Below are 5,699 nucleotides of genomic sequence, written 5' to 3' on the forward strand. Positions count from 1 at the left end.
GCGGTGCTCATGCGCATCACGGATGTCTTCATCGTCATCCCCGCCATCGTGCTCGCCGCGGTCGTCGGAAACTACGCGGGCGCTGTCGGCGTGTGGATCCTCGGCGTCATGCTCGGCGCCGTGAGCTGGATGGTCATCGCCCGTCTCGTGCGCGGTGAGTTCCTCTCGCTGCGCGAGCGCGAGTTCGTCGAGGCGGCTCGGGTTGCCGGGGCATCCGACGCCCGCATCATCTTCCGTCACATCCTGCCCAACGCGACCGGTGTCATCATCGTCTCGGCGTCGCTGCTGGCCGCGGCCGCCATCCTGCTCGAGTCGGCGATCTCGCTGCTCGGCTACGGCATCCGCTCTCCTGATGTATCGCTCGGTCTGCTCATCGGGGCGAACCAGTCGGCGTTCGCGGTGCGGCCGTGGCTGTTCTGGTGGCCGGCGTTCTTCATCGTGGCGCTCGCGCTGTCGGCGAACATCTTCGGCGATGCCCTGCGGGAGGCCTTCGACCCGCGCAGCCGTCGGTTCTCGCGGCGTCGCACCAAGGAGGCCCCGGTGCAGGACGTGCCCGCCGAGGTCGAGGCCGAGGTCGAGCTGAGGTGATCCGTTCAGGCCAGAGCGATCGCGGGCAGGCTCGCGGTGAGCAGCGCCACGACGGTCGCCAGGCTCGCCAGGTGAATGCGTACTCGCGCGCGCTGTGCGTCGGCCCGGCCGAGCGGGATCCGTTCCGCTTCGGCCAGGCGCATCCAGCGGTCGCGCACGATCACCGCGAGGTCGCCCGAGTCGGTCCCGAGCGTCGACGACGCGCGTCGTCCGCCGTCGCGATCGGCCGGTCCGATCGCCGGGTGGGCGCTGGCGGCGCCGGTGATCGGACGCGTGAGGGGTCCCGGCGCCGGAGCGGCTGCGGCGCGGTAGCGACGCTGCGGGGTGACGAGGGTCAGCGCGAAGCGCGTGTCGACATCGATCAGGCTGCTCCAGGCGACCGTCACGGTGTGGAACGGGTTCACGAGGGTGACATCCGCGTCCGTCACGACCACCCGCGGGCGCCAGAAGAGTTCCCACACCAGCAGCGCGAGCAGCGCGACCGGCACGAGCGCCCACAGGCGATGGGGCTCCCCGAGCGCGATCGCGTAGCCGACGGCTGTCGCCCCTCCCAGTCCGATGAGGGCCCAGCCGCTCACCGACAGCACGATGCTCGTGGTCGGTCGGAATACCAGGGTGTCGCGCTCATCCACAGCTTCATCCTCCCATCCGCGTCGGCGACCGAACCGGGTCGCCACGACGCCACCGAGATCCCGGAAGGATCCGCATCATGAACGCCACGACGCACAGCTTCACCCCCGGCGAGGTGGTCCTCGAGGTCAACGACCTCTCGGTGGACTTCGGCGTCGACGGGGTCTGGGTGCCCGCGGCCAAGAAGGTCTCGTACAAGGTCGCCACCGGAGAGGTGCTCGCCATCGTCGGCGAGTCCGGCTCCGGCAAGAGCGTGAGCTCGATGGCGCTGCTCGGCCTCCTGCCCAACAACTCTCGAGTGGCGGGAAGCGCGAAGCTGCGCGGCCGCGAGATCGTGGGGCTGCGCCCCAGCCAGCTGCAGCAGGTGCGCGGGCGTCAGGTCGCGATGATCTTCCAGGAGCCGATGACGGCGCTGAACCCGGTTCTCACCGTCGGCTCGCAGATCGTCGAGACGCTGCGCCAGCACTTCCACCTGTCGCCGTCGGAGGCCCGCACCCGCGCTGTCGAGCTGCTCACCCTCGTCGAGCTCCCCGACCCCGAGAAGGCCTTCGCCTCGTACCCCCACCAGCTCTCCGGCGGTCAGCGCCAGCGCGCCATGATCGCCCAGTCGATCTCGTGCGACCCGGTGCTGCTCATCGCGGACGAGCCGACGACGGCTCTCGACGTGACGGTGCAGGCGGAGATCCTCGAGCTCATGCGGTCGCTGCAGGAGCGCCTGGGCACCGCGATCCTGCTCATCACCCACGACATGGGAGTCGTCGCCGACATGGCCGACCGCATGATCGTGATGCGCTCGGGCGACGTCGTCGAGACCGGCACGGTCGCCGAGGTCTTCGCGGCCCCGAAGCATCCGTACACGCAGGCACTCCTCGACGCGGTGCCGCGTCTGGGTGAAGGCTCGAGCGCATCGGAGGCCATCGACATCACGGCAACCCTCGAGGATGTCGACGCCGGCGATATCGACGCGGATGCCGCGGCCGCCGACCCGCTTGTCGAGCGCGCTGTCGTCGTGAAGTTCGAGGATGTCGCGATCGAGTACCCGAAGCGCGGCCGCGTTCCTGCCTTCCGCGCCGCCGACAAGATCTCGCTCGAGATCCGCCAGGGCGAGGTGCTGGGTCTCGTGGGTGAGTCGGGCTCCGGGAAGACCACGATCGGCCGTGCCACGATCGGCCTGCTCCCGGTGCACTCCGGGCGGTTGACTGTCACCGGAGTCGACCTCTCCACGCCCACCCGCGACGCGATCCGCAAGGTGCACCACAACGTGGGCATCGTGTTCCAGGACCCGTCGAGCTCGCTCAATCCGCGAATGACGATCGGCGACTCCATCGCCGAGCCGATCCGACTCTCGCAGGGTCTCAAGGGCAAGGCTCTCGACACACGTGTGTCGCAGCTCCTCGACTCGGTGCGACTGCCGCTGGCCTACTCGTCCCGGTTCCCGCACGAGCTCTCGGGCGGTCAGAAGCAGCGCGTGGGCATCGCGCGCGCCCTCGCGCTCGACCCGAAGCTGCTGGTCGCCGACGAGCCGACCAGTGCGCTGGATGTCTCGGTGCAGGCGACGGTGCTCGAGCTGCTGCGCGAGCTGCAGCGCGAGAAGGGCTTCGCGTGCCTCTTCGTCACGCACGACCTGGCTGTCATCGACGCCCTCGCCGACCGCATCGCGGTGATGCGTCGGGGCGAGATCGTCGAGGTCGGCACCCGTGAGCAGATCCTGCGCTACCCGCAGGAGGCGTACACGCAGCGCCTCCTGGCCGCGGTGCCGGTTCCCGACCCCGAGGTGCAGCACGCGCGTCGGGAGCTTCGTCTCGCGGCCCTCGGTCTCGACAACCCGGACGCCCCCTAAGCGCCTCAGGCGGCGCGGAGCCGCCAGACGGTAGGATGGGGGGCGGTCCGGATCCGGGCCGTCCCCCTCTTCGCAAGGAACCCTTCATGGCGCACGCCCTCCGTCCCGACCTCCGCAACGTGGCCATCGTCGCGCACGTCGACCACGGCAAGACGACGCTCGTGGACGCGATGCTCCGTCAGACCGGATCGTTCGGCGAGCACGCGCACGTCGAAGAGCGCGCGATGGACTCGAACGACCTCGAGCGCGAGAAGGGCATCACCATCCTCGCGAAGAACACCGCGATCACTTACAACGGCATCCACACCGAAGAGCCGGTCACGATCAACGTGATCGACACCCCCGGCCACGCCGACTTCGGCGGTGAGGTCGAGCGCGGACTGTCGATGGTCGACGGCGTGGTGCTGCTGGTCGATGCGAGTGAGGGACCGCTGCCCCAGACGCGCTTCGTGCTGCGCAAGGCCCTCGAGGCGAAGCTTCCGGTCATCCTGCTCGTCAACAAGACCGACCGTCCCGATGCCCGCATCGCCGAGGTGGAGGAGGAGAGTCACGACCTTCTCCTCGGACTCGCGAGCGACCTCGTCGACGATGTGCCCGATCTCGATGTCGACGCACTGCTGGACGTGCCGGTGGTCTACGCGTCGGGTCGTGCGGGTGCGGCATCCCAGAACCGTCCCGCCAACGGCGAGCTCCCCGACAACGACGACCTCGAGCCGCTGTTCGCCGCGATCCTCGAGCACGTGCCGGCACCGTCGTACGACGACGAGGCCCCGCTGCAGGCGTGGGTCACCAACCTCGACTCGAGCCCGTTCCTCGGCCGTCTCGCGCTGCTGCGCGTGTTCAACGGCACGCTGAAGAAGGGGCAGACGGTCGCCTGGGTGCGCCACGACGGCACGCACTCCAACGCGCGCATCACCGAGCTGCTGAAGACGAAGGCGCTCGAGCGCTTCCCGGCGGAGTCCGCCGGCCCCGGTGACATCGTCGCGATCGCGGGCATCGAGGAGATCACGATCGGAGAGACGATCGCCGATCCCGAAGATGTGCGCCCGCTGCCGGCCATCACGGTCGATGACCCCGCCATCTCGATGACGATCGGCACCAACACCTCGCCCCTCGTCGGCAAGGTGAAGGGCCACAAGCTCACGGCACGCATGGTGAAGGACCGCCTCGACCGCGAGCTCATCGGAAACGTGTCGCTCAAGGTCGTCGACATCGGCCGGCCGGATGCCTGGGAGGTGCAGGGCCGCGGCGAGCTCGCGCTCGCGATCCTCGTGGAGAACATGCGTCGCGAGGGCTTCGAGCTCACGGTGGGCAAGCCTCAGGTGGTCACGCGCAAGATCGACGGCACGGTGCACGAGCCGTTCGAGCACCTCACGATCGACGCGCCGGAGGAGTACCTCGGCGCGATCACGCAGCTTCTCGCGGCCCGCAAGGGACGCATGGAGACGATGACGAACCACGGCACCGGGTGGGTGCGCATGGAGTTCGTCGTGCCGTCCCGCGGCCTGATCGGATTCCGCACCGAGTTCCTGACGACGACCCGCGGCACGGGCATCGCCAACGCGATCTCGCACGGCTATGAGCCGTGGGCGGGTCACATCGTGACGCGTCAGAACGGCTCGATCGTCGCCGACCGTGCGGGCGTCGTCACGCCGTTCGCGATCATCGCGCTGCAGGAGCGCATGAGCTTCTTCGTGCTGCCGCAGGACGAGGTCTACGAGGGCATGGTCATCGGCGAGAACTCGCGCAGCGACGACATGGACGTCAACATCACCAAGGAGAAGAAGCTCACCAACATGCGCTCCTCCACGGCCGACACGTTCGAGTCGATGACGCCGCCGCGCACGCTCTCCCTCGAGGAGAGCCTGGAGTTCGCCCGCGACGACGAATGCGTCGAGGTCACGCCCGAGAAGGTGCGCATCCGCAAGGTCGTGCTGGACGCGACCGAGCGCGGTCGTGCCACAGCACGGCTGAAGCGCCAGGACGCGAACGCGTGAGTCGGTGCGGTCCGCGTCTCAGGATGCGGACCGCAGCACCTTCTCGAGCGCCTTTCCGCGGGCGAGCTCGTCGACGAGCTTGTCGAGGTACCGGATCTTCTGCATGAGGGGGTCCTCGATCGTCTCGACGCGAACGCCGCACACGACTCCGGTGATGAGTTCGACCTCGTCGGGCAGCCGGGCGTCGTCGAAGAACTCGCGGAATGTGGCGCCTCCGGTCAGTCGAGTTGCGAGGGCGTCGTCGTCGAATCCGGTCAACCAGGTCGTGACGGCATCGAGCTCCTCCCGGGTGCGTCCCTTCCGTTCGAGCTTCGCCTGATACAAGGGGTAGACCGACGCGACAGTGGTATCGAAGATCCGGTGCTCCATGTCGGGAAGGGTAGCTGTATGCCCGGCTGCGCGCACCCGCGCCGATAGGCTCGGCGGGTGCCCGACCCCGATGCATCCGCGCTCGAGCATCGGCGCGCATGGCGGCAGGGGCTCGCGGTCGCACTCGCCACGAGCGCGTACGGCGTCTCGTTCGGAGCGCTCGCGACGGCATCGGGACTCGACATCTGGCAGACGTGCGTGCTGAGCCTGCTCATGTTCACCGGAGGGTCGCAGTTCGCGTTCATCGGCGTGATCGCCGCCGGCGGGCTCGCCGC

The 5,699-nt window shown here is 68.9% G+C and carries 6 protein-coding genes; 4 read left to right on the plus strand and 2 right to left on the minus strand.

Annotation, left to right across the window (positions count from 1 at the left end):
• A partial coding sequence (locus ABT08_RS12625) for an ABC transporter permease (protein ID WP_288115178.1) occupies nucleotides 1–588 on the plus strand: 588 nt, incomplete at its 5' end.
• Nucleotides 589–593: 5 nt separating this feature from the next.
• Here the strand turns inward: ABT08_RS12625 and ABT08_RS12630 are convergent.
• Complete coding sequence (locus tag ABT08_RS12630) at nucleotides 594–1,220, minus strand: PH domain-containing protein (protein ID WP_288115179.1); 627 nt, start codon at nucleotides 1,218–1,220, stop codon at nucleotides 594–596.
• Nucleotides 1,221–1,297: 77 nt separating this feature from the next.
• On the opposite strand from ABT08_RS12630, the gene ABT08_RS12635 reads away from it, so the two are divergent.
• Both ABT08_RS12635 and typA read left to right on the plus strand, forming a co-directional pair.
• Nucleotides 1,298–3,058, plus strand: a complete 1,761-nt coding sequence (locus tag ABT08_RS12635) for an ABC transporter ATP-binding protein (protein ID WP_288115180.1) — start codon at nucleotides 1,298–1,300, stop codon at nucleotides 3,056–3,058.
• Nucleotides 3,059–3,144: 86 nt separating this feature from the next.
• Nucleotides 3,145–5,055: a translational GTPase TypA gene (gene typA / locus ABT08_RS12640; protein WP_045246959.1), complete on the plus strand. Its 1,911-nt coding sequence runs from the start codon at nucleotides 3,145–3,147 to the stop codon at nucleotides 5,053–5,055.
• An 18-nt stretch (nucleotides 5,056–5,073) separates the two neighbouring features.
• Here typA and ABT08_RS12645 read toward each other — a convergent pair whose 3' ends face one another.
• Complete coding sequence (locus ABT08_RS12645; protein ID WP_045246960.1) at nucleotides 5,074–5,424, minus strand: DUF2200 domain-containing protein; 351 nt, start codon at nucleotides 5,422–5,424, stop codon at nucleotides 5,074–5,076.
• Between the two features lie 57 nt (nucleotides 5,425–5,481).
• On the opposite strand from ABT08_RS12645, the gene ABT08_RS12650 reads away from it, so the two are divergent.
• Nucleotides 5,482–5,699 (plus strand): AzlC family ABC transporter permease (locus tag ABT08_RS12650; RefSeq protein ID WP_288115182.1); only part of this gene is annotated, 218 nt, incomplete at its 3' end.

The sequence above is a fragment of the Microbacterium sp. SCN 71-21 genome (assembly GCF_001725695.1).
Lineage (GTDB): Bacteria > Actinomycetota > Actinomycetes > Actinomycetales > Microbacteriaceae > Microbacterium > Microbacterium ginsengisoli.